General features: G+C 69.1%; 13 protein-coding genes and 1 tRNA gene. 4 read left to right on the forward strand and 10 right to left on the reverse strand.

What is annotated here, in order from left to right; all coding sequences use genetic code 11:
• Nucleotides 1-204 precede the first annotated feature (204 nt).
• The 6 genes from ACZ7L9_RS29820 to ACZ7L9_RS29845 form a co-directional block, all read right to left on the reverse strand.
• Nucleotides 205-1,476, reverse strand: coding sequence for a TIGR02679 family protein (locus ACZ7L9_RS29820; protein WP_471419993.1), 1,272 nt, complete (start codon nt 1,474-1,476; stop codon nt 205-207).
• Nucleotides 1,473-5,720, reverse strand: a complete 4,248-nt coding sequence (locus ACZ7L9_RS29825) for a TIGR02680 family protein (RefSeq protein WP_471419995.1) — start codon at nt 5,718-5,720, stop codon at nt 1,473-1,475. Before ACZ7L9_RS29825 ends, ACZ7L9_RS29820 begins: the two co-directional genes overlap by 4 nt.
• The gene (locus tag ACZ7L9_RS29830) at nt 5,717-7,045 is read right to left on the reverse strand and encodes a TIGR02678 family protein (protein WP_471419997.1); all 1,329 of its coding nucleotides are present in this window, start codon (nt 7,043-7,045) and stop codon (nt 5,717-5,719) included. The genes ACZ7L9_RS29825 and ACZ7L9_RS29830 overlap by 4 nt, the downstream gene beginning before the upstream one ends.
• The gene (locus ACZ7L9_RS29835) at nt 7,042-8,748 is read right to left on the reverse strand and encodes a TIGR02677 family protein (RefSeq protein WP_471419999.1); all 1,707 of its coding nucleotides are present in this window, start codon (nt 8,746-8,748) and stop codon (nt 7,042-7,044) included. Before ACZ7L9_RS29835 ends, ACZ7L9_RS29830 begins: the two co-directional genes overlap by 4 nt.
• A gap of 135 nt (nt 8,749-8,883) precedes the next feature.
• The gene (locus ACZ7L9_RS29840) at nt 8,884-12,654 is read right to left on the reverse strand and encodes a caspase, EACC1-associated type (protein WP_471420000.1); all 3,771 of its coding nucleotides are present in this window, start codon (nt 12,652-12,654) and stop codon (nt 8,884-8,886) included.
• Nucleotides 12,651-13,067 carry a hypothetical protein gene (locus ACZ7L9_RS29845; RefSeq protein WP_471420002.1) on the reverse strand — a complete coding sequence of 139 codons (417 nt, stop codon included), beginning with the start codon at nt 13,065-13,067 and terminating at the stop codon, nt 12,651-12,653. Before ACZ7L9_RS29845 ends, ACZ7L9_RS29840 begins: the two co-directional genes overlap by 4 nt.
• Nucleotides 13,068-13,200: 133 nt before the next feature.
• Between ACZ7L9_RS29845 and ACZ7L9_RS29850 the strand changes: the two genes are divergently transcribed.
• The gene (locus tag ACZ7L9_RS29850; protein WP_471420004.1) at nt 13,201-13,680 is read left to right on the forward strand and encodes a hypothetical protein; all 480 of its coding nucleotides are present in this window, start codon (nt 13,201-13,203) and stop codon (nt 13,678-13,680) included.
• Between the two features lie 1,415 nt (nt 13,681-15,095).
• Here ACZ7L9_RS29850 and ACZ7L9_RS29855 read toward each other — a convergent pair.
• On the reverse strand, nt 15,096-15,434 hold the full coding sequence (locus ACZ7L9_RS29855; protein ID WP_471420092.1) for a hypothetical protein: 339 nt from the start codon (nt 15,432-15,434) through the stop codon (nt 15,096-15,098).
• On the opposite strand from ACZ7L9_RS29855, the gene ACZ7L9_RS29860 reads away from it, so the two are divergent.
• On the forward strand, nt 15,348-15,773 hold the full coding sequence (locus ACZ7L9_RS29860) for a restriction endonuclease (RefSeq protein WP_471420005.1): 426 nt from the start codon (nt 15,348-15,350) through the stop codon (nt 15,771-15,773). The genes ACZ7L9_RS29855 and ACZ7L9_RS29860 overlap by 87 nt on opposite strands.
• A gap of 459 nt (nt 15,774-16,232) precedes the next feature.
• Here ACZ7L9_RS29860 and ACZ7L9_RS29865 read toward each other — a convergent pair.
• Both ACZ7L9_RS29865 and ACZ7L9_RS29870 read right to left on the reverse strand, forming a co-directional pair.
• Nucleotides 16,233-16,306 (reverse strand) — tRNA-Pro (locus tag ACZ7L9_RS29865).
• A 102-nt stretch (nt 16,307-16,408) separates the two neighbouring features.
• A complete protein-coding gene (locus ACZ7L9_RS29870; protein WP_471420007.1) occupies nt 16,409-17,347 on the reverse strand; it encodes a metallophosphoesterase in 939 nt (312 codons plus the stop codon).
• 79 nt (nt 17,348-17,426) lie between these two features.
• Here ACZ7L9_RS29870 and ACZ7L9_RS29875 point away from each other — a divergent pair, with 79 nt between their 5' ends.
• On the forward strand, nt 17,427-17,891 hold the full coding sequence (locus ACZ7L9_RS29875; RefSeq protein ID WP_266747048.1) for a GatB/YqeY domain-containing protein: 465 nt from the start codon (nt 17,427-17,429) through the stop codon (nt 17,889-17,891).
• 116 nt (nt 17,892-18,007) lie between these two features.
• Here the strand turns inward: ACZ7L9_RS29875 and ACZ7L9_RS29880 are convergent, their stop codons facing one another.
• Complete coding sequence (locus ACZ7L9_RS29880) at nt 18,008-20,248, reverse strand: transglycosylase domain-containing protein (protein ID WP_471420009.1); 2,241 nt, start codon at nt 20,246-20,248, stop codon at nt 18,008-18,010.
• Between the two features lie 385 nt (nt 20,249-20,633).
• Here ACZ7L9_RS29880 and ACZ7L9_RS29885 point away from each other — a divergent pair, with 385 nt between their 5' ends.
• Nucleotides 20,634-20,984 carry a WhiB family transcriptional regulator gene (locus ACZ7L9_RS29885; RefSeq protein WP_187438703.1) on the forward strand — a complete coding sequence of 117 codons (351 nt, stop codon included), beginning with the start codon at nt 20,634-20,636 and terminating at the stop codon, nt 20,982-20,984.
• The last annotated feature ends 10 nt before the right edge of the window (nt 20,985-20,994 follow it).

Here is a 20,994-nt window from a genome sequence, read left to right on the forward strand (position 1 = left end):
CGGGATTTGAACCCACGACCTCTTCGTCCCGAATGAGGGTCGGGTGCTGATCCAGCCAGTGCGAATGGCATTTGCCCTGGTCAGAGCGTCGGTCTGTCGTGGTATCGGGTGGTCTCGAAGGGGGTTGGGGAGCGGGTTGGCTCCCAGACGGCTCCCAGGAACTGGCAGCGCGAGCGGGACCGAGCCAGGCAGGGCACTCCCCCCCTACGGGGGACCCGACAGATCGTCCACCAGCAGGTCAAGCGTCGCCTCTTCATGGAGCGCCACTCCGAGCGCTGCCATGGCAGGGGCGAGACCCGCGTCCCAGATGGCGCTGACGGGTTGACCGACCAGCGGCAGCTGGGGGATTCCCTCGGCCTGGCTGCGAGTGGCCAGGTGCTCGTAGTCGTCAGCGCCCATGCGCCAAGGCCGGGCTCCGTAACGGCGCATGATCCGGTTCGCCAAAGCGATGCCCGGCCAGTCGAAGTCGCCGTGGTAAGCGAAGTGGCAGCCGGTGGAGGCGAGAATGTCCAGAAGGGTGAGGACCACCGTCGCGGCGCTGCCGGAGGTGCAGACGAGAGGTTGCGAACAGCCCGAGTCCGCTGCGGCCTCCACCACACGTGGGTTCTCGCAGATGTGGACGACAGATCCGGCGGGCAGGTGAAGCCGCACGTCGAGCAGGTCCCGGGACGTCAGGTGGGTCTCCGCATGGTGATCGGCCCGCTCCCGCAGTGACCTCGCGCGCCAGTCCTCGCCGAGGGGCCGGAGGCCGTACGTCAGCACGGTGCTGGAGACCTCGTCCGGTGTGACCGAGACCAGCCGCCACAGTGCCCGTCGGCTGGCCGCGTCGCCGGGAAGGTCCGTGCCGTGGGCCAGGGCGATGCCGCGTTGGACGAGGCGGGCGAGCCAGGTGCCGTCATCCAGGCCGTGCGCCGAACCGGTCGCCGTTGCGGCGAGCTCGCCTCGGCCCCGCGTACCGGTGGGCTTCGGATCGAGCAATACGGTGAGTACCTGGACTGCCTGCTGAAGCGTCCGCACTGTCGCTTCGGGCGCCACCCCTCTCGGAACGCCAGTGCGGCGCAGCACATCGGTCCACTGCCGGGTCCACTCCTGCCCGGCGAGCGGAGAGGCGTCGAGAGACGAGGTAAGCGACGCCCATACGTGCCGGCGCTGTGCCGCGCCGTCCTCGCGAGCCGCGCGGCGGTCGGTGAGCGGAGGACCGAGTTCCTCGAGAACCTCCCTGAGCCCGAGTCCTGCGGCCGAGGTGCGCAGGCGTTCGTCGAGCGCGTCGAGCCGCACGGTCATGGCTGTGCCCGTGAGCGGTTTGCCTAGCAGGAGTGACAGGTCGTTCCGCTCCTGGGAACTCACCGTTGTCAGTCGGAGGGAGCCGGTGGACTGCACCCCGTTGCTCTCCAGTCGTTTGCGTGCCGCGCTCCAGAGCCGGACGAGACCGGGACTGGCCAGCCAGTCGCGCGTGGCGGGCGGAAGGGCGCTCATACCGACGCCAGCCGCCGGTGGCGACCGTTCCACGTGTAGTGCAACGTGGCCACTCCGCGTACATGAGGGTCGCGCAGGCACTCGTAGATGTGCAGGGAGGGCACCTCGGCCCAATTGCCCATCAGGCGCTCGCTCGTGAGAACGAAGTCTAGGTCCAGATCGACCAGAATGCGGCCCAGGCGCCCGTGCGTGGGTTCGTCGACCTTGGCGAAGGCGTCGTCCAGGAGGATCAGCCGGGGCGCGTGCGGGGCCGAGTCGGCGAGGCTGGTGAAGTGGGCGGAAGCGGCGGCGAAGAGCACGAGGTACGAGAGCACGCGCTGCTCTCCCTGGCTCAAGCCGGTGCGGCCGGTCAGCTTCCTTCTGCGCCCGGGGGCGGCGTCCTCGACCACGAAGGTGTGGAAGGTGAACCAGGAGTGGTAGTCCAGCGCGGTGCGGAGGTGGGAGGTGTAGCCGGCAGACGGATCAGCGCGGCGGGCATCCTCGATGCGGCGTTGCAGTACGTCGCGGAGCTGCTCGGTCTGATCGCGCGTCCGGAGACTCGACGGACTGCGCAGCAGTTCGACGGCCACCCGCACGTCGGCGTCGGCGTCATCATTGAGTTTCCAGAGGAGTTCCACGCCGAGGCCGTGCGAGGTCCGTACGGTCTTCAGCGTGTCGTTGAGGGCCGCGACCAGGTTGGCCGCCGTGATGACCTGCGCGGAGAGGTGGTCGCCGAGCTCGCCGGTCAGGAAGCGCTGGAACACGTCGCTCTCGCGTTCGGTGAGCCTCCCTCGCGCCTCCGCGGCCTCCACGGCGATCCGCTCGCCCACGACCGCGACGTCGTGCGAACCGTGGTCGTCGAGCAGGCGGCACACCTTGATGCCGTCGCGTTCGTCGAGCTGTGCGTCGTAGCCGCCCGCCAGTTGATCGCGCAGCGTTGTGTGCCGTTTGAGGAGAAGGCTGTCGGACACCTCTTCCCGGTTACGACCGAGACTCCGATCCACCGCTTCCGCCAGTGCCCGCAGTGCGCGCAGGCGGTCGCGTGCGTTGGAACCCGGGTCGTCCGGTACCTGATCGGGGAGGGACGAACGATCCAGCCCCGCTCCGGTGACGACTTCCGGACGGCTGAGAGCACCGCGCAGAGCGCGGCCGGTCTCGATCACGGCTGCTTCCTGGTCCGCCAGTTCCTCGCGTAGGCGTTCCTCCTTCTCCTCCGCCCGCACACGTTGGTCGCGCAGTTTGTTGTGGTCGCGCGCTCTGGCCGGGATGGCCCCCACGGCGTTTGCGATACGGTCCTTGGCCGCCTGTTCGTCGGAGAGGATCTTCTCCTCGGACGATCCGACGGCGGCCTCCCGGGTCCGCAGATCCTGCTGCGCGGTGAGTAGTTGCCGGTGGCGAAGCCGGTAGCCCTCTTCCGCCTCCGTCCGATTCTCGCGGGCTTGCGCGTACCGCCGGTCGTCCGCCTGACTTCCACCGAGCCGGGCGACCGTACCGTTGACCGCCCTGCGCAGGTGGCCGACGCCGGTGAGCAGCGAGGCCAGCGCGGTGCGTACGCGGTCCAGTGCGACGGTGTCGGTGGGCAGGTCATGGGCGGTCGCGGTGGCGTCGGCCTCGGAGCGCGTCGAAACGGCCACAGCGCGGGCCTCTTCCGCCTGGCGCGCCGCCTCGGCCGCCTTGGCGGAGAGCGCTCCCGCTGTCCTCTCCTCCGAAGCATGCGTGTTCCAGGAGTCGGAGAGCCGTTGCGCCCGAGGGAAGTCGCGTTCCAATTGCGTGAGGGCCCGTCGCCGGGAATCGGCTGCGGCGAGCTCGGTACGGGCTTCGGCCAGCTGTCGTTCCGTCTGCCCGAGCCGGTCTTCCAGCTCGGCCAGTGCGCGTCGCCGGGTCTCAACCCGCACCGCCGCGCCCACGTACTCAGCGGCGCTCTTGTGGTGCTGCCCTCGGAGAGCTCCCAGCCGCCAGCAACCGTCGAAGTGGACCGCACTTGCGGCCGTCGTCCCTGCGGCCGGTGCGAGCACGATGGCTGACAGCAGGTGCTCCACCTGCTCGGATTTGATGCCGCTCTCCGGCTGCGCGACCGGGCGCAGGGCTGAGGCGAGGGTCTGTGCCACCGGCAGCGGGTCGTGGGCCGGAGCCGCATCGAGAAGAGTGTCCCCGGAGAGCGGGTCGAGAAGGGCGCCGCCCGTGCTGACCCACGCGTCGAGAATGCCACTCGCCTCCAGTGCCGCCTCCAGACCGGCCCGGTTGGCGGAGGTCAGGTGCTCGGCGAAGTCCACCAACCGGTAGAAGGGTGTGCCGCCGGCCGGGTCTCTTGCGGCGCTGCGGTGGTACGGGGCCGGAGGCTCCGGGTCCGTACGGCGTTCCCAGGCCCGCCTCTCCTCCGCCAGACGGTCGATTTCCTCGCCGAGTCGGCCGACACCGACCGCCAGGGTGTCGCGGTGCCGGGTGAGGGCGTCCGCGTACGGCTCCAGAGCCAGGTGTGCCGTCTGCCGCGCGTGGGTGTCGATGCCAGCCGGGAGCGTGCGGGAGGAGAACGCCGCGTCGGAGTCGGCCGCGCAGGCCACTTCCGAGAGGACGGCATCCAGCGGCGGGCACTCGGGCCCCGCTGCGGTCCGCGTCTCGCGCACCCACACGGCGACCTCGTCGGCGTACTCCCGGCTCTCCTCAGCGACCTTCTGACGGCTGACTTCGAGACGGTCAGCGGCCTCCTCCGCCTCGCCCTCCAGCCGTTCCTGTGCCTCGTCGGCCCGCACCGCACTGCCACGCGCCTCGTCGGCCCGCGAGGAGAGGCGGGCCACCTCCTGCACCATCCGCTGTCGGTTCCGTACGACGGTCTCGGCGGCTCCCAGCTGCCCCTGCCAGGACTGCAGCCCGGCCTCCGTCGTCGCCGTGTCCACACGCACCACCGGTCGGTGCCGTATGGTCTGCTGTTCCCCGTCCGGGCTGGTCAGCTCCGTCTGTGTCGACGAGGAACGGACGGTGCGCGGCAGAGCGACCGCCTCGCCGAGATGTGCGGCGGGAAGTACCGCCCGCTCCGCCTGGACCAGTAGTTCCCGGTGTTCCGTGGCCAGTTCGGTGAGTCGGGTGCCCAACTCCTCGACGCCCTCGTCCAGCCGTTCGGCCGCGCTCTCCTCCGCCTCGTGCGCGCCGCGCAACGCGGCGAAGGCGGTCATGGCCGTGGTGTGCAGGGCCTCCACCGTGCTGCGGCGCTCCGACAGCTCGCGCAAGCTGCGGTAGGCGTGGCTGTCGTGCAGAGCGGCGAGTTCCGTCCGGGCGGACTCCTCCTCCTCGCGGAGTGTCCTCAGCCCCTCCTCCGATTCCTTCTCGTGCTCCTTCAGGACGCTCGTGTGCTGCGCGGCGTCCCCGGCGTTCCGGCGGCGCTCGGAGAGAGTGTCCAGTTCCCGACTCACGTCCCGGGCCGAGGAGCGCAGGACCCCGGCGAGGTAGCGGCGGTAGTCGGAGAGGAAGGTGCGCAAGGCCGCGTCGGTACGTTCCAGGCGTCCCAGTTCGGCCCGCACGGTGTCCAGATCGTGGAGGTTGCGCGCCACCTTCTCGACCACGGCCTCGTCGAGTCCGGGCAGGGTCTCACTCAGCAGGACGGCCAGACCGCCGTGCTCGATGCGGTCCCCGACCGTGGGCCGCCGCAGCCGGTGCAGGAGCTGGGTGAGGTTGCGGTAGCGCGTCGCGTCCGTGATCCCGAAGAGGTCCCGGGCCACGCGGGCACGGTGCTCGACCGCTCGGTCCGTCGTGTTGCCGGAGCCGATGATCTCCTTGAGCTGGTCGACGGCAAGGGGTTTGCCTGCCTCGACCAGGTGCAGGTCCTCGCCGACGCGCAGCGGGGTGACGAAGAAGGTCGGCACCGCCTTCTGCGCCGACTTCGAGGCACGGACAGCGGCGCCGAGTGTCAGATAGCGGTGGTCGCCGGCACCGTCCGTCCCTCGGAACTCCACCCACAGGTAGCCGAGGCGGTTGGTCTGCTCGAAGCCGTCCAGCATCAGCCAGGCGAGCGTCGTCCGCCCGGTGCCGGTGGCATCGAGGGCCCGGGAGTCGCCGTCCAGGAGGTACGGGAGCAGCATCTCCAGGGCCTTGGACTTGCCCGCCCCGTTCTTGCCGCGCAGCAGCAGCCGCCCGTCACCGAAGGCGAACTCCTGCTCGTCGTACTGCCAGACGTTCTGGATGCCCGCCCGGTGCAGCCGGAAGCGGGAACTCGCCGCTGGTGCGTGACCTGAACGTGGAAGCGGGACGAGACCACGGGCATCGGTGGTCATAGCGGCAACTCCTGCTGCGTGTCGATGGGTTTGGGCCGCCTGCCGGTCGCCCGCACGATGACCCGGGTGGCGTATCGGGCCGCTGAGGCGAGCAGGACCCAGCCCTCGCCGCCGCTGGGCCTGGCCGCCCGGACGTCGGTGACCTGGCGTCCCTCCGGCAGTTCGCCGGCGTACTGCTCCGGCAGCCCCGCTCCCTCGGATCGAAGCGGGCCGGCAGGGGCGATCAAGCGCATACGGGAGAGCAGGTCCAGCACGGCTTCGCGCAGGGCATCGGGGTCTTCGAGGTATCCGCGCTGCCAGTTGCTGCGCTGTCCGTACTCCGCGACCAGCTCAGCCAGAAGCTCATCCACCACACCGTCCGAAACGGCGACCCCGACGACGAGAACACCGCCGGTCGCGGGGTGTCCGGGCTCCGCCGGGCGGAGCCGCTCCACCAGTCGTTCCACCAGCAGCAACGTGGCCTGGGCGACGGTCCCCGTCCCGGGCAGGTGGAGATCGGTCAGCTCCTCCTCAGGGTCGACCAGGGCCACTCCCTCGGCGCGGATCTCCGTCTCCAGGCCGAGGAGTTCGAGGAACGCCTGAGCCTCGCGGCGCTGGCGGGTGCGGAGCCAGTCTCGTTCGGTGTCGGTCAGTTCGTCGAGGTGGACGACAGGGGTCTCGACGAGCATCCGGCGCACGTAGGTACGCGGTCCTCCGAACCCCGGGTCCGCCGCCCGCCGGACCAGGTCAACACCGTCCCGCGACTGGGCGAGCGGTCCGGCCACGATGACGCGGGCGAGCTCCCGGTCGACCGTGATCAGAGCCTCTCCGTTGCCCTCCTGGGCGATGACGCCCACGTGGCCGTGGGTCTCGATCAGGACGCCCCACTCGACGAGCTGCCGAAGAGCCGCGACCAGCGTCCGTTTCCCGGCCGCCCGGCCGGTCTCCTCCAGCTCGACGTCCGCGTCGGCCGCCGCGGCCCGGATGTCGGCGACGAGCTGCGACAACAGCAACTGCTCCGGCGCGGTGACCAGCACCGACAGAGCCAGAGCCAGACAGGCATAGGTGCGCGGTGTGAAGGGTGTGCCGGTGGATCGTACGAGCCGGTGCCCCGACCGGGCTCCGAGCCCGGCCTTGAACAGCCGGGCGTAGGAGCTGTCGACCAGGAGGCGGTAGCCGAGCACTTGCTGGAAGCGCCCGCCCAGCCAGTCGGCGTGCCTGCGGACCAGCGGAAAGAGGTCGGCGTGCGGGCCGTTTGATGTGACCAGCGGATGGGCGAGCAACAGTCTTGCCGCGGTGCGGCGTTCGGTGGCCAGAGCCACGTCGTGAGCGGAAGGAAGCGTCATGACACGCTCACCTCCTCCATACCATCGGTGGGTGCGCCGTGCGGCTGCGTGGGAAGCGCCTCGCTCCCGGTCGGCTCCGCTCCGTCCGCCATGGCGGAAGTCCTGTGGACCACCAGCTCCAAGTCGTCCAGCAGCAGATCCCCGTCGGCCGAGCGGAGAAGCGTGTGCGCTCCCGCCGTACGGTGCACGGTAAGCCGGATGCCCAGATCGGCGTCCTCGCTCCATGCCGCGTCCAGTCCGAAGCCTCGCTCCTCCTGCCTGTCCGCCTCGGCGCGCCGCCTGAGCTGCGCGTTCCCGAGCGCCGTTGCCAGCAGTTCCAGGAGCAGGCTGAGCGCCGCCGAAGTGAGCCGTACGCCGTCGAATCGGGAGGACGCGCTGCACAGTTCGTCCGCCGCAGCGTGTCTGTCCGCGGCCCGCTGACGCGCCGCCTCCCGCAGCCGTTCCTTCTGTGCGGAATGGTCCTCCACCGATGCCGTCCGGCCCCGCTGGGCGCGGCTGCCCCTCTCGCGCAGCGCGACCGGTACCTCGACCACAGGGCCGGTCCACCAGCTGGTGTAGGCGGGCACCACCTCGTCGGCGGCGGGCGGTATGCCCAGGTGGCGGGCGCTGTACAGCCCGAAGGCGGCGACGGCGATGTCGTGCGCGTCCTGCGGCGCGGCCTCGTCGAACCACCGGGCCAGCCGCAACAGGTCCCGGCGCCGCGACATCTCGCCGGTGGCCGAGCGCAGCATCCGCTTGGCGTTGGCCAGCAGCGACTGAAGGGCCCGCAGGGTGGCGTCGCGCAGCTGGTCGACCTGGCTGCCCTGCCCGTCGGTGTCCCTGAACCAACCCCGCAGCCCCTCCCAGTCCGCGAGTTCGCGACCCCGGCTGCGCTGCACGCGGGTCTCCGTACGGCCCTCGCTCTGCGCCGGCAGCCCGGCGAGCCCCTGCGCGTGGGTGTCCAGCTGCTTCAGCAGGCCCGGGAGGTAGGGCCAGAGCGCGTCCAGGGCTGCCGAGATGCGGGGGGCGCGGAACGACACGTCCTCCGTGATCGCCTCGACGTAGTCCAGGAGGAGTTCCTTGAAGCCCTGGTACTCGCCGCTGTCCAGGTCGTAGCGGGCGAGCACCTGGCCGAGATAAGCGTAGAAGTCCCGGACGGAGTCCGCGAACCCGGCGAACTGTACGAACAACGTGCTGACCCGCTCCAGCCCGTCCTGCGGGGCGAGGCCGCCCGGCTCGGCGACCAGCTCGGCCAGCTCCCGCAGCCCCCGCTCGACCAGGGCCAGCAGTTCGTTGCTCACCTCACGGGCGGCGTCGGCCTCGGCCAGCACCCCGTCGGCGTCCCGCTGGACGCGCTCGCCCAGCCGCGACAGCTGGTAGCGGGCCCGCGAACGCTGGTATTCCGTGATGCTGGATGCCTTCACGGTGTGGCTGCCGCGCAGCAGGTTGCCCCACTTCACCAGCTGCTCCAGCCGCGCCGTGAGGGGGTCGGCGTCGAGCCCGGCGGCCGCCCCGCCCCCCTCACGCAGCTTCGTTATGACGTCCGGGACGGCCAGGTCAGCCAGGAGCGTGCCGCAGAAGACCCGCATGATCGCGAGGTACTCCAGCCGCTCCGGCGCGCTGAGGTACGCGTACGCGTTCAGACGGCGGCGGGTCTCGTCGGCGTCGGGAGCCGAAGGCGCGTCGCCGGATTCCGGCGGTGTGCCGGGTGCGGGTTCCTCCATGTCTGCGAGGTTACGTGGAGGGCTCAACAGGCGTTGTGGGGTGGCCAGAACTGGTCTCCCGGTAACCGGTGCATCGACCTCGGGCGGGATGAAGGCGGGGCGACGGAGCGGGTCGGCTTCGCAGGGGCCAGAAAGTCACCCCCGCTGCTCGTCGGTGTCGTACAGCCGCCAGGCCGGCCAACGCGCCGCTTCGGCTTCGCCGTCACCATGGCCCAGCAGGTTCCGGCGATGCAGCATGAGCCGGAGGTGGCGTGCCGCGTCGCGGTCCTCTTCCACTCCTCGATCGAGAAGTACGGCTTGGGGAGCTGCACCGCCGACGCCATGCACCACGGCGTCCGCGGGATGCCCGTGAACGGTCTCGCCCAGTGTGATGGTGGCTTCCTCCGAGCGGGAAAGGGTCCGGTACAGGCGTTTGAGTAGTACGTCCTCGTCTCCGCCACCCGGGGCTACGCCGTCCCGCTCCGAAGCCTCCAGCAGCGCGGCGCCCATGCCTCCCCGCTTGCGCCAGAGCTCCTTGTCCCCCACCACGATGAGGTGACCGCGTGCCCGGGTGATGGCGACGTTCCACAGGCTCAGCTGTCCACCGACCCACTCGACGGCGCCGGGATGCATGCCTTCGCCGGCGACGAGGGAGAACACCATGACGTCGCGCTCGCCGCCCTGGAAGGTGTGCACCGTGCCGATGCGCAGACGTTCCTCGTCATATGGTCGCAGCCGCTTCCGCAGCGCTTCGGCCTGAGGCGCGAAGGGCGTGACGACGCCGACGGTGGCCTCGGGCGGGAGCTGTTCCAGCAGATAGCGGACGCTGTCGTGCACCTTGCGGATCTCGTCCTCGTTGACCCAGGAACCACCGAACGGAGGGTGGGCGGCCCGCCCGGTCACATCCGTCCAGATGATGGCGGGGCGGCTCGCCAGAGTGGGGCGGCCACGGGTGTCGGTGAGAACGGTCAGCCCACCGTCGTAGAAGAGTTCGTTGGAGATCCCGGCGATGTGCGGATGACAGCGGAAGTGCTCGTCGAGAAGCAGTGTGCCGCCCGCGGACTGTTCGGCCGCGTGGAAGGCGGAGTGGCGCCGGTAGGCGAGGTGGTGCTTCTCCAGCCAGTCGGACCGCAGCCCGTTCCCGCGCCGGATGAGAGCCTCGCGGTGCGGGCTGGTCTGCGTGATGTGCGTGAGCTGCATGGGGTCGCCGATGACCAGGGCGCGTCGCGCGCGGAACAGCAGCGGCAGGACGTGCGGGATGGCGCACTGGCTGGCCTCGTCGACGACGACGAGATCGAACAGGGCCGGGCCCAGCGGAAACCGCCGGGCGGAAAGACTGGTGACGGCCCATCCGGCCACCGCGGGCGCATTCGTGGAGCCGTCCGAGCGACCCAGGACCCTCCGCATCTGCGGCCAATCGCTGTGCTTGCCGTCCCGAGCCGCCAACAGGTCCAGGATGCGGCGGCGTCCGGCCCAGGCGGCGGCCTGGACCTTGGCGGCGAGGAGCGTGCGTGAAGCGTCCTGGACGGTGCTCTCCGCATCGCGGAGGGCACGCATGAGCGCTGTGTCGTCAACGGTGGCCGCGTGCTCGCGCCCGTCACGCCATTCCGCCTCGGCCGAGGCGAAGCCGGCGAGCGCGAGGCAGCCCGCGGCGGGATCACCGGCGTACCCCTCCAGACCGGCCTTGCGCAGGAAACGGGCCCGGCGCCACGATCCGAGGAAACGCGCGCGGGAGAGGCGCCGTGCCTTGTCCTCCAGCTCCCTCGGCCGGGGCGGGCCGCCGAGCAGGTCCTGGAGTTCGGTGACGGTGATCCCGAGCTGTTCCGCGTGGTGGGCGCGGACTTCGCCTGCGAGGCGAAGCCGCAGTTCGGTCTCCGCGACGTGGGCCAGACCCTGCCGTACTTCTGCCAGACGTTCGGTGGCCAGCGTGGTGGCCATGGATGCCGTGGCCACGGTGGTGGACGGCTCCGGGCCGGTGCGCAGCGCGTGCAGCGCGGCGGCCTCGTGCTCCGCGTTGCTCTTGCCGTTCTTCTGCCGCGCCGAACCGGTGCGGACGACGCTGCTGGGCATCAGCTCGTCGCAGCGGCGCCAGACCTCGTCCACGGCATCGTTGTTGGTGGACGCGACCAGCACGGTCTGGCCCGCCGCGATCGCCGTGGCCACGAGATTGGCGACCAACTGGCTCTTGCCGGTGCCGGGTGGGCCCGTGGCCACGGTGAGGCGGCGGGTCATGGCGGACCGGAGAACCGCGCTCTGCGCCTCGTTGCAGGGCAGCGGGGTCACGAGGCTCGCCGGTTCGGGGTCCGTGTGGGCGAGGGACCGGGCGCGCTGCGAGGCGTCGGGCGCGAGGACCCCGAGGGCGCTCTTCCCAATCTGGTCCGTCTGTTTGGCGATGCCGGCGAAGTCGTTGAGAAGCCCCTTCGTGAAGTTCGTCTGGGGGCGTGCCGCGAACAGGACCGCGGTGTTGCGGGCCCCGTGGCCGGGTGTGCGGACGTCGATGCGGTCGGCGAGCTGGTCGGGACGGAGCTCCTGTACGCACGGCAGCTCGAACTCCTGCGTGAGGAGGTTGCGCACCTCCACCGCCATACGGTCGTGCTGTCCTCGATGCCAGGACGGCTGAAACGTGTCGATGAGCTGGTTGGCCTCGTCCTCGCCCAGCCAGTCGTGCGCCAGCTGAAGATGTGGCTGGACCGGTCCGTACGGCTTCAGCCGCACCTCGCCCTCGTCCTGGACGATCTCGACCCGGCGTACCAGCAGGGGCGCGAACTTCGGCTGCCGCCAGGGGCTCCCGGTGCGAGGCCCGGTGAGGACCACGGCCGGATAGCCCGCCCAGAGCTCGGCATCCTCCTCTGCCGCTGAATCCACTAGCGGGGCCGCTTCCTTGGGGAGCGCGACGCAGCCGTCGTCGTCGACGTCGCCGGAGATGAACCTCTCCGCGCCGTCCAGGCACACGTACGACGTGCCCTGACGGCTCACGTCCATCAGAGGTGTCTCGGCACTCTCGGCCAGGACGCACTCGCGGTAGTAGTCCAGCAGGTTGGTCCAGGTGGGTTGCGCGTGAGCGGATTTCGCGGCATGTGGCGGTGCAGCTTCTCCGGCGGCGGCCCGGGGCCGAGAACTCAGAGGATCGAGGATGGGGGCCCGGCCGAAGGGGCTGTCCGCGATGACGATGCGGTCGTCGACGCCGAGCGCGGAATGCACCGGCACCTGACGCCCGCCGTCCTGGGCACGCATACGCCGGTTGACATAGTGGAACAGGTCGCTGACCGTTACCGCGCTGCCGCCGTCCTTGCTGACCTTCCCCGTACGCAGCGCCTCGACGACCTCGCCGGTGAACGCCGACGGCTTCACATCATCGCCGCCGCCCGCGTCCGCGTACGAGTCCTCCCCGGCCCGCGAGGACGACAGGACGTACACGCCCCTGCTGGTCAGCGGGGGCCGCTCGCCGGACTTGGCCACGGAGCCGTCAGCTTGCCGGTCCGACGTACGCAGACCCACGGCGAACCCGCCGCTGCGGCAGCAGTCGATCACCACGATCTTCTGTGGCGCGACGCACTCCTCCAGCGCGTCGTTGAGGAACCCGGCGCTGACTCCGGTCGCGGACACCCGGTCGTAGTCGGTGTCCTTGGCGACGAAGTGGAACTCGCCGCCGTCACGTACGGTGCGCACACCGTGCCCGGAGACGTACACGAGCGCGAGTTCGTCCTCGTCGCACTCCTGGAGGAACTCGCCGATGACTGCCCGCATGTCATCGGCGGCGAGATCGGATTCTGTCTGTACGGAGACGAAGTTGCCGATCTTGTGGTGCTTCAGGACCTGGGCGAGTCCCCATACGTCCGCCCGAACGGAAGCCAGCGAAGAGAAGCGGCCGTCGTCGTAGTGCTCGTTGCCGATCAGGAGAGCCCGGCGCTTGTGGAGGCGGGTCACGCCGCGCCGTCATCCGATGCGGGACCGTCGTCGCCGGCGACCCGGTCATGGAACTCCCGGACCATGCGCTCCTGTGCGGCATCCGGACGCCCAGTGATCTCGACGGAGTCGTCCCCGACGGCGACCACGACCTTGCGGTGCCGCTCCTTGGCGCACCATTCCTTGATCAGAGTGATCAGGACCTGGGAGGCCGGGCGAGCGATGGCGGCGGTGGTGGCGGCCCAGAGTGCCACTTCACCGACGCCGGCACCCTTACGGCCCGGTCCGGTGGGTTCGTCGGGGTCATGGAAGCCGACGACGAGACCGTCCGTCCTGTGCAGGGTGTCGTGCAGATCCCGGGTGAGACGCTCCTGCCGGAGTGTGTCGCCGCCTGTGGGCACGGTGAGTGTCCACGGCGATCCCCCGTCGTGCATGTGCTGCTCCTTGCGTTTGCGTATGCGCTTGCTGGGTCTGTCCAGCGACTTTGACACGTCGGCCGTCGAGAGGGACAGCCGAAGCTGATCTGGAGGGACGGCATCCGGCCACCCCTCCAGCGTCGGAGGAGAGATGTCCGACCCGCTGTCCGGCCTGCCCCGAGTCGGCACGGACCGGGAAGAGTCTGCTCCTCCTCCGGGAAACACCTTTCGTACGGGTCAGCCTGGGGAGCGGTCGTCGGGCGATGCCTTCTCCGGCACCACCCTTATCGCGAGTGCGGTGCCGTCCGGCCGGAAGGAACTCGCACCCCAGTCCTCGATGTCGTCCGGGCTCAGGCCAGCCATTCCGCCGTTCGTACGCCCGCCGACGGTACTCCTCCACCTTGCCCTCAGCGAGCAGACCGTAGAGATCTGCGGCCACGCCGGAAAACGCTTCGACACGCGTGCCGTTGATACGGAAGACCTGGTCAGTGCCGACGTATCGCTCCCCGGCGAAACAGGCTTTCGCGTCGTGGACACTGGCAGTCCCGGCGTAGGTGGTTTCGTTGAAGTGCTTGCGGCCCTGCTCGTCGATCAAATACCGGCCGACCGTCCCACCGCCGCCGGCCAGTGAGAGCTGCCCGGCGGCGTGCGCCCGGGCGACCACGCGGCCGAACCACGAGAATTCCTTCTCAGGGATCAAGAAGGCGTTGTGCCGTTCCGCTCCCCGTTCCTCCGGGAAGGCCACGGAGTCCACGTAGCGCAGAGCCCGGCGACCGATGGCCACATCGGCCGAATCCGCACCGGATGTCGGCCGTACTGGGAGCTCGACACCTCCACCCGTGTGCAGGACATGCACCGTCACACCGGCGGAGGCCAGGAACTCGGTCGAGGTTGTGAGCGTGGGAGTCGCGTTCCACTGCCCCAGATGGAATCGCTCCACGCGCTCACTGCCCCGGGCCAGCTGCCTGTATGTCGTGCGAGAGCTCGCGGAGGTCTTCGGCTTCACAGCTTGGTGGTTGCCGTTCACGGTCACCACGAAGATCCGGGAGCCTTCACCGGGACGCCATGCCTCCAGCAGGAAGTCCGGCCGCGGCCTCGCGCCGAGAGTCCCGGCCGGCTTGGTTCGCGCGAAGCCGGGAAGCAGGACGGTTTCCGCGTCGACGATGCTGATCAGGTGGTCCGGATACCTCTCCCGAAGCGCCCGTTCAGCGACGGCGAGCCCGAACGCCCGGCCCAGCTCCCTTGCTTGCATGGCCCGATAGGACAGTTCGGGAGCCTTCCCCTCATCGGTGAGGCGCAGACTTCCGTGCCGGTCGGCGGCGAAGGCGCGGCAGTATTTCAGCCCTTGCCAGTGCTCAGCCAGTCCCCTGCCTCGTCCTTGCCGGGCCAAGGCCGTACCGCGCGCGAACGTCGCGAGCAAATCCCACGGAGTCAGCCATAGGGGACCACGCTCGGCTCGGGGTAGTTGGCGCGGGTCCGGCTTGCGGGGGCCATGACCTTCGTTTGCGGTCTTCTTTTTCGCCCGCTCGCGGTCGACGGCATCGGCCGCTTTCCCTACTCCGGCGATGAGTTCGGGCGATGAGTTCACCTGCACGGTCAGAAGGTCACCGAGACGCCTGATCACGTCGAAGACCGTGGAGTCCATGCAATGGGACGGTAGGAATCCCCGATACCGACGACAAGAATGCGATTCAGGCCATGGCGGTGCAGCTGCCCGTCTCCGTGAGTAGCTGGACGAGCTTCTTCTGGTTGTACGCCGCAGGTATGCGGCGATGCCGTGGTATCCCATGGTGCGTGGTCCGCGCGGCCACGGCGAGGCTCCGACTCCTGTGGCGCTCCTGTCAGCTGACTGGTGTTGCCTCCGCACAGGCTTGAGGACGTGCGGCGTCACCGTTATCCGGCGAAGAAGCCCTATAGACAGGTGGGCGGAAGGTCGTCTATCAGCCATTGGCTGATCGGCGCCCTGATACTTCGGCACCGCTTCCTTGATCCTGCTGTGCCAGACCACATAGGAGGAGCATGGCAGCGGTACGGAAAGGGCGGATCTCAGCTGCGCGCAGACGTCGGCAGCGGCGTCTCAAGATCGGGGCCACTGCCGGTAGCCTCGGTCTTGTCGTGGTGGTGGCCTTTTGGGGCGTGATCTGGCCCTATTTCGTCGGTGCACTTGTTCTCGGTGGCGTCGGCGGTGGTGGGTGGTGGTTGTGGCGCACCGATCGGTTCATCAGGGGCAGTGATCGGCAGTGGCGGCGTGAGGAGGCCGTGCGGGCAGGGCAGCGGACGCTTGCCGAGGTTGACGTGATGACGGGGACAGAGTTCGAGGACTTCGTCGTGAAGCTGTGCCGACGTGACGGGTGCACTGATGTGCGAAGGGTCGGCGGCTCGCACGACAATGGGGCTGACGTGCTGGGGCGCCTTCCCGACGGGCGGAGCATGGTGATCCAGTGCAAGCGGTACGCGCCCAAGCGCAAGATCCCCAGCCGGGAGGTCCGGGATCTGCTCGGTGCGAAGGTGCACTTCAAGGCCGACGTGGCGATCTTCGTGGCCACCACTTACTTCAGTGGCCCGGCAGAGAAGTTCGCCGCGGAGAACGACATCCTGGCCGTTCATCGTGATCACTTCGGTCTGTGGAACAACGGCGCCTCGCTGCCGTCGCTCGGTGCGGTGAACGGTCTGGGGCAGGGTGACCGTCGGCACCGGGAGCGCTGGAAAGAGACGTACGGGTAGGAGCGTCTTCCGTCGGGCGTAGCAGTCGGAGCGCCAGTCGTTTACCGGGTAGGTCGCGGAGGACCGGGTCCCACACGTTGGTGGGCGGGCAGGAGACCGATCTCGGCGAACTGCCATGGCGTCTTCGCTGCGGTGGTGAAGGCGGCGGGGCCTTCTTGTAGGTGGGTGAGGACGCCGAGTAGGAGGGTGTGGGAGACGGCGATGCCCTGCCAGATCGCGACGGCGGCGGCTCCCACAGCGATTCCCGCGCCGACCCATGAACTCAGGTCTCCGGCTTCCACTCGTGTCCCCTCCCCGTGCCATGCCGCTCTGAGGCGAGCTCCGAAGCTCCGGTCTACCCACAAGCGCGGGAGCTGCCCGGGAGCCAGATTCCGAATTCGGCTCCCAAATGGCCCCCGAAACCACTCAGGGGCCCGACCCGCTCTCGCGGATCAGGCCCCTGACCTGGTGTTTCAGCTGTCGGGGTGGCGGGATTTGAACCCACGACCTCTTCGTCCCGAACGAAGCGCGCTGCCAAGCTGCGCTACACCCCGATTGTCACCGATGTCCCGGCGACATCGATTACTTTAGCCCACCCGCGCCCGCAGACGAAATCCGGTTTATGTGTAGCTGAGGGCGAGGGGGGCCGTGGGCGCTCAGTCCCGGGGCGTCAGGGTCAGCAGGGTCGCCTCGGGCGGGCAGGCGAAGCGGACCGGGGTGTAGCGGTTGGTGCCGCAGCCTGCGGAGACGTGGAGGTAGGCGCGGTGATCGTCGACCGAGTGGGTGGAGAGGCCCTTGACCCGGTCCGTGTCCAGGTCGCAGTTGGTGACCAGGGCCCCGTAGAAGGGGATGCAGAGCTGGCCGCCGTGGGTGTGACCGGCCAGGACCAGGGGGTAGCCGTCCATCGTGAAGGCGTCGAGGGATCGCAGGTAGGGGGCGTGGACCACGCCGATGGAGAGATCGGCGCCCGTCTCGGGGCCGCCCGACACCTCCGCGTAGCGGTCGCGCTTGATGTGCGGGTCGTCCAGGCCGGTGAAGGCGATCTCCAGACCGTCGATCTTGAGGCGGCCGCGGGTGTTGGACAGGCCCAGCCAGCCCGCCTCGTCGAAGGCGTCGCGCATCGGTTCCCACGGGTTGTGGACGACGCCGACAGCGGGCGCGTTCCCGTTGAGGCCGTGCTTGCCCTGGACCTTCTCGAAGAGATAGCGGGCGGGGTTGCGGAGCTTGGGGCCGTAGTAGTCGTTCGAGCCGAAGACGTACACGCCCGGGAACTCCATCAGCGGACCGAGTGCGTCGAGCAGCTCGGGTACGGCCTCGGGGTCGGAGAGGTTGTCGCCGGTGTTCACGACGAAGTCCGGACGCAGGCCGGCCAGTGACTGCAGCCAGGCGCGCTTCTTGCGCTGGCCGCTCACCATGTGGATGTCGGAGACCTGGAGTACGCGCAACGGGCGTGCCCCGTGCGGGAGTACCGGGATGGCCACCCGCCGCAGGCGGAACGAGCGGGCCTCGAATCCGGCGGCGTAGGCGAGGCCGGCTGCGCCGACCGCTGCGCCGACTGCCGTGACTTTCAGGGGTACTCCGTAGCGTGCGCGCATGCGCCCATCGTCGCAGACACCGTGCGACGGGAAGAAAACCGGAGGGCGGCGGGCGCCCCGTACCTGCCACAATCAGCACATGACCACGCTCAAGTCCAAGCTCAAGGAAGACCTCACCACGGCCATGAAGGCGCGTGACGAGCTGACCTCGTCCACGCTCCGACTGACCCTCACCGCCATCACGAAGGAGGAGGTCAGCGGCAAGACGGCGCGCGAGCTCTCCGACGACGAGGTGCAAAAGGTGATTGCCAAGGAGGCGAAGAAGCGCCGCGAAGCGGCTGAGGCCTTCGCCCAGGGCGGCCGGACCGAGCAGGCCGAGCGTGAGAAGGCGGAGGGCGAGATCCTCGACGCGTATCTGCCGAAGCAGCTGAGCGATGACGAGCTGGGCGCGATTGTGACGTCCGCCGTCGAGGAGGCCAAGGCCGCGGGGGCCGAGGGGCCGCGGGCGATGGGCGCCGTCATGAAGATCGTGAACCCGAAGGTCGCGGGGCGCGCGGACGGCGGCCGGGTGGCCGCCGCGGTGAAGAAGCTCCTGGCGGGCTGAGGCCGGGCGACGTACGAAGAGGACATACGGAAGAGGACGTACGAAGGTGGGGCGCCCCGGACCGGGAAGGATCTCGGTCCGGAGCGCCCCACCTTCATGTGCATGCGCCGTACGGGTCAGGGGCCCTGTGTGCCGCCGTTGGTCTGGCCGCGGTGGCCGCCCGTGTTCCCGCCGATCAGGTCCGGCGGGATGCTGGTGCCGGGGAACGGGTTCTTGCCGCCGGGCTTCTTGCCATGCTTGCCGGGCTTGGCGCCGTCGGCACCCGGCCTGCCCCTGTCCCCCTCGTCACCCTTGTCCCTCTGCGGATCGGGGATGTTGATGGTATTGAAGGCGGGGGCGGCCACTCCATTGAGGGCGCCCGTCATCGCGTCACGCCAGATAGGTCCGGGGACCTGTCCGCCGTACACCTTGGCCTGGTAGACGCCGCCGATGGTGATGTTCACCATCTCGACGGTCTGGGTCGGGCTGCCGACCCAGACCGCTCCGGACATGTTCGGGGTGTAGCCGACGAACCAGGCGTTCTTGCGGTAGTCGGTCGTACCGGTCTTGCCCGCGTTGTCGCGGCTGGTGAGGCCCGCCTGCTGACCGGTACCGGAGTCGACCACGCCGCGCAGCAGGGTGTTGATGGTGTCGGCCGTCGTCTGCGACATCGCCTGTGAGCAGCTGGTCTTCGGTACGGGGAGCGAGGTGCCGTCCGCGGTCCTGACCGACTCGATGGCGACCGGCGTGCAGTACGTGCCGCGGTTGGCGAAAGCGGCGTACGCACTGGCCATCGTCAGCGGAGAAAGCCCCTTCGAGCCGAGTGCGATGGCGGGGGACTGGGGGAGCTTTTCACCGTTGCCCTGGACCACGCCGAGCTTGTCGGTCATCTGCGTCACGGGGCAGAGGCCTATGTCCTCCACCATCTGGATGAAGTAGGTGTTGACGGACTTCGCCATCGCCTCCTTCAACGCGTACGGACCGCGCTCCGACTCGTTCTCGTTCGGAACCCGCTCACCGTTCAGGTTCACATACGGCTTGTCGCAGGTCTGCACCGTCGGATAGGGCATCTCGTACGGCGACGAGTAGACCTGGGTGGCGGGCTTCCCCTGCGCGATGGCGGCGGCGGCCACGAACGGCTTGAACGTCGAACCGGTCGGGAAGCCGTAGTTCGAGCCGCCCATGTCCTTGTCGACCGAGTAGTTGTACTGCGTCTCGTCGGGGCCGAAGCCGTACGGCTTGGACTGGCCCATTCCCATGATCTTGCCGGTGCCCGGCTGAACCAGCGTCACGGCCGTCGCGACCTTGTCCGACTTGTAGACGTGGCTCTTGATCGAATTCTGCACCGACTGCTGGGACTGCGGGTCGAGCGTCGTGCGGACCGTCAGACCGCCCCGGTTCCAGATCTTGGCCCGATCCTCCTTGGTCTTGCCGAAGGCCGGGTCGGTGAGGAAGACGTTGCGTACGTAGTCACAGAAGAAGCCCGCGCCACTGACGGCGGTGATGCAGCCGTTCTTCGGCTTCTTCACCTTCAGCTTGATCGGGGTCGCCTTTGCCTTGTCGGCCTCGGCCTGTGTGACGTCACCGACGTCGGCCATCCGCTGGAGCACGGTGTTGCGGCGCTTGGTCGCCTCCGCCGGGTCGTTGACCGGGTCGTAGCGGCTCGGCGACTGCACGATGCCGGCCAGCAGCGCGGCCTCCTCCAGCGTCAGGTCCTTCGCCGACTTGGAGAAGTAGCGCTGGGAGGCGGCCTCGACGCCGTACGCCTGCTGCCCGAAGAAGGTGATGTTCAGGTAATTCGTCAGGATCCGCTTCTTGCCGAGCTTCTCCTCGACCTGGATCGCGTACTTCAGTTCCTGGATCTTGCGGCCCATGGTCTGCTGGGTGGCCTGGGCGACCTTGTCCGGGTCGTCACCGGCCTCCTCGACGAAGACGTTCTTCACGTACTGCTGCGTGAGAGTCGACGCGCCCTGCGCGGTCCCGCCCGACTGCACATTGCGGTTCAGCGCGCGCAGGATGCCCTTGAGGTCGACGGCCCCGTGCTTGTAGAAGCGGGCGTCCTCGATCGCGACGATCGCCTTCTGCATGTACGGCGAGATGTCCTTCAGCTCGACCACCGTGCGGTCGCGCGAATACACCGAGGCGATCATTCCGCCTTTGCTGTCCAGAATCGTGGTGCGCTGGCTCAGCGGTGGAGTCTGGAGATTGGCGGGGATCTCGTCGAATCCCTCGACCGTCCCCTTGGTGGCAAGACCCAGTGCTCCGGCGGCCGGCAGTGCGATGCCCGCGAGCACAACTCCGGAAAGTGCGGCGACACCGAGGAACTTGGCGGCCTGCTGGGTCGTCGTGAGACCCCCGCCCGAGCGCTTCTTTGGCATGGGGGCAGCCTACGTTCTCATTCGCCGGACACACGTATATGCCTTGGCCTAAGCTGCTCTCAACTGTCACAGCAGTCCCGTTCCGTATCAACCCCCGCGCACGATCCGGCCACGAGTTCAGGCGCTCCCGAATTCGCCTCCTGTGTCAGTGAACGTCCGTTGTGACCCGGGAGAAATTTCCCGATCCTGCGGGGATGGTCCTGCATGTCCTCGCCTCACTCCCCTGGGTGATCTGCCGCATACGCATAGTCCGTTCGGGCCATCCAAGATTGGGCCCGAAGGGGGTGTTGTGCTGTCGCCGCCTTCCGTAACGTCCTCAACTGGCAGCGGTGAATATGCCGCTACGCCGTGGGGGAGCCTCGATTCGGGAGAGGACGGCGCCGTAATGGGCTGGGTAACCGACTGGAGTGCGCAGGCAGCCTGCCGCACTACCGATCCGGATGAACTGTTCGTACAAGGGGCAGCGCAGAACAGGGCCAAGGCGGTGTGCACCGGATGCCCGGTGCGGACCGAGTGCCTGGCCGATGCGCTGGACAATCGCGTCGAATTCGGCGTGTGGGGCGGAATGACGGAGCGGGAGCGCCGCGCACTGCTGCGCAGGCGGCCCACCGTCACGTCGTGGCGTCGGCTGCTGGAGACCGCGCGCAGCGAGTACGAGCAGTCCGCGGGCATCCTGCCCGTGGCGATCGGGCTGGACGACGACGAACTGCACGAGAGGTACGCCGCGGTGGGATAGCGGCGGACGG

The sequence above is a fragment of the Streptomyces sp. NPDC111516 genome (assembly GCF_055635345.1).

What these genes read in the sequence shown, in the direction of transcription:
- ACZ7L9_RS29820 (WP_471419993.1), bottom strand. Translation starts at nt 1,476, where the DNA reads ATGAGCGCCCTTCCGCCCGCCACGCGCGACTGGCTGGCCAGTCCCGGT.
- ACZ7L9_RS29825 (WP_471419995.1), bottom strand. Translation starts at nt 5,720, where the DNA reads ATGACCACCGATGCCCGTGGTCTCGTCCCGCTTCCACGTTCAGGTCAC.
- ACZ7L9_RS29830 (WP_471419997.1), bottom strand. Translation starts at nt 7,045, where the DNA reads ATGACGCTTCCTTCCGCTCACGACGTGGCTCTGGCCACCGAACGCCGC.
- ACZ7L9_RS29835 (WP_471419999.1), bottom strand. Translation starts at nt 8,748, where the DNA reads ATGGAGGAACCCGCACCCGGCACACCGCCGGAATCCGGCGACGCGCCT.
- ACZ7L9_RS29845 (WP_471420002.1), bottom strand. Translation starts at nt 13,067, where the DNA reads ATGCACGACGGGGGATCGCCGTGGACACTCACCGTGCCCACAGGCGGC.
- ACZ7L9_RS29850 (WP_471420004.1), top strand. Translation starts at nt 13,201, where the DNA reads ATGTCCGACCCGCTGTCCGGCCTGCCCCGAGTCGGCACGGACCGGGAA.
- ACZ7L9_RS29860 (WP_471420005.1), top strand. Translation starts at nt 15,348, where the DNA reads ATGACGGGGACAGAGTTCGAGGACTTCGTCGTGAAGCTGTGCCGACGT.
- ACZ7L9_RS29870 (WP_471420007.1), bottom strand. Translation starts at nt 17,347, where the DNA reads ATGCGCGCACGCTACGGAGTACCCCTGAAAGTCACGGCAGTCGGCGCA.
- ACZ7L9_RS29875 (WP_266747048.1), top strand. Translation starts at nt 17,427, where the DNA reads ATGACCACGCTCAAGTCCAAGCTCAAGGAAGACCTCACCACGGCCATG.
- ACZ7L9_RS29880 (WP_471420009.1), bottom strand. Translation starts at nt 20,248, where the DNA reads ATGCCAAAGAAGCGCTCGGGCGGGGGTCTCACGACGACCCAGCAGGCC.
- ACZ7L9_RS29885 (WP_187438703.1), top strand. Translation starts at nt 20,634, where the DNA reads ATGGGCTGGGTAACCGACTGGAGTGCGCAGGCAGCCTGCCGCACTACC.